This is a genomic window from Butyrivibrio sp. (assembly GCF_017940685.1).
Lineage (GTDB): Bacteria > Bacillota > Clostridia > Lachnospirales > Lachnospiraceae > Butyrivibrio.
Genome location: NZ_JAGAYD010000086.1, coordinates 1 through 1,870, shown reverse-complemented (window position 1 = coordinate 1,870; position 1,870 = coordinate 1). Strand labels below are relative to the sequence as shown.

Sequence of the window (1,870 nt, the reverse complement as noted above, 5' to 3'; positions counted from 1 at the left end):
GCAGTAGAAAAGGCCATTATACCATCAATTGCATATGCAAAGAGTTTCCAGAAAGACCACTTGGTCTCTCCCTTCTTTCTCTCTATGTTCTCAAACTCAAGCCACTTATTCTTAAAGCCTACCCAGCCAAAGATTCCCTTTGAAAAACGATTGTACTCCTTCATCGAAAGTATCGCATCTACAAACTTTCTGGACATGAGTCTGTAGTCCCTTGCTCCATCCACGATCTCAGTTTTGGTCATCTTATTTATGAGCTTGTAGAACTTTCTTGCAAAGAACGACCTGATCGGCGGCTCACCCTTTCTGTTAACCCTTCTGGTGGCAACTGAATCGTAGCCTTCCTGGGCGATAGCCCTGTACATCTCAGGAAGAAGAGCCGGCGGATCCTGTAGGTCACAGTCCATAATTGCAACGTAGTCGCCCTTGGCGCTATTTAGCCCTGCGTACATTGCTGCCTCTTTTCCAAAGTTCCTTGAAAAGCTTATGAGATGGACCCTTTGATCTTTTTCTATAAGTGTCTTTACATTGGATACTGTGGCATCAGTTGAGCCATCATCAACAAATAAAAGCTCAAAATCGACACCCTCGCCCTTGAAAAACTCCTCGTTTTTCATAAGTTCATTATAGAAATCAAAAATATTCTCCTGCTCATTGAAGCAGGGTACGATCACACTTAAAAGTCCCATGAAGGAATCCCCTAAAACAAGTATTATGCGCCATAAAGATACCTAAAAATGCGCATTCCTATTCAATATTCTACACTTAAAGCGCCCGTCTTTCAACGAACAAAAAAATTGCATTAATATATGAATATATAGTAAAGTATGATAGAATGAAGTCTTGCCAAACAGATGACTATTTAGTTTACATATAAGGAGATACAAATGGCTAAAAAAGCGCTTATTACAGGTATTACCGGACAAGATGGATCTTATCTTGCTGAGTTCCTTTTGGAAAAAGGATATGATGTTCACGGTATCATCAGAAGATCTTCAGTGGACTACAGAGAGAGGATCGCACATCTTGAAGGCAGGGAACACTTTCATCTTCATTACGGAGATCTTGGCGACTCAATGAGTATCCTTGGAGTTGTATCCAAGGTTCGACCTGACGAGATTTACAACCTGGCTGCTCAGTCCCATGTTCAGGTATCATTTGATTCACCCGAGTTTACTGCAGATGTTGACGCAACAGGAGTTCTGAGAGTCCTTGAAGCTGTTCGCCAGTGCGGTCTTGCTGATACATGCCGCATTTATCAGGCTTCTACTTCAGAGCTTTATGGTAAGGTTGAGGAAGTTCCTCAGAATGAGAACACTCCTTTTCATCCTTACAGCCCATATGCTGTAGCTAAGCTCTACGGCTATTGGATTGTTAAAGAATACAGGGAAGCCTACAATATGTTCTGCTGCTCAGGTATTCTTTTCAACCACGAGTCAGAGAGACGTGGAGAGACCTTTGTTACCCGTAAGATCACTCTTGCAGCTGCAAGAATTGCTCAGGGCAAACAGGAAAAGCTCTATCTTGGTAACCTCTCAAGTCTTCGTGACTGGGGCTACGCCAAGGACTATGTTGAGTGCATGTGGCTCATCCTTCAGAATGACAAGCCTGAGGACTTTGTTATCGCTACAGGTGTTCAGCACTCTGTAAGAGAATTCGCACAGCTTGCTTTCCACTATGCAGGCATCGAGCTTGAGTTTAAGGGCGAAGGCGCTGATGAGAAGGGCTATGATAAGGCAACAGGCAAGGTTCTTATTGAGGTTTCACCTGACTTCTACAGACCTACTGATGTTGTTAACCTCTGGGGAGATCCAACCAAGGCAAAAGAAAAGCTTCACTGGAATCCGCAGTCAACCTCCTTTGAGGATCTTGT

The 1,870-nt window shown here is 43.3% G+C and carries 2 protein-coding genes; one reads left to right on the top strand and one right to left on the bottom strand.

The genetic code is table 11. The annotated features are described in order from the left end of the window. The coding region (locus J6I68_RS05650; protein WP_292218352.1) for a glycosyltransferase family 2 protein at positions 1 to 686 on the bottom strand (686 nt) is incomplete at its 3' end. 198 nt (positions 687 to 884) lie between these two features. Here J6I68_RS05650 and gmd point away from each other — a divergent pair. Beyond that, positions 885 to 1,870: GDP-mannose 4,6-dehydratase (gene gmd, locus J6I68_RS05645; RefSeq protein ID WP_292218342.1), on the top strand; the 986-nt coding region annotated here is incomplete at its 3' end.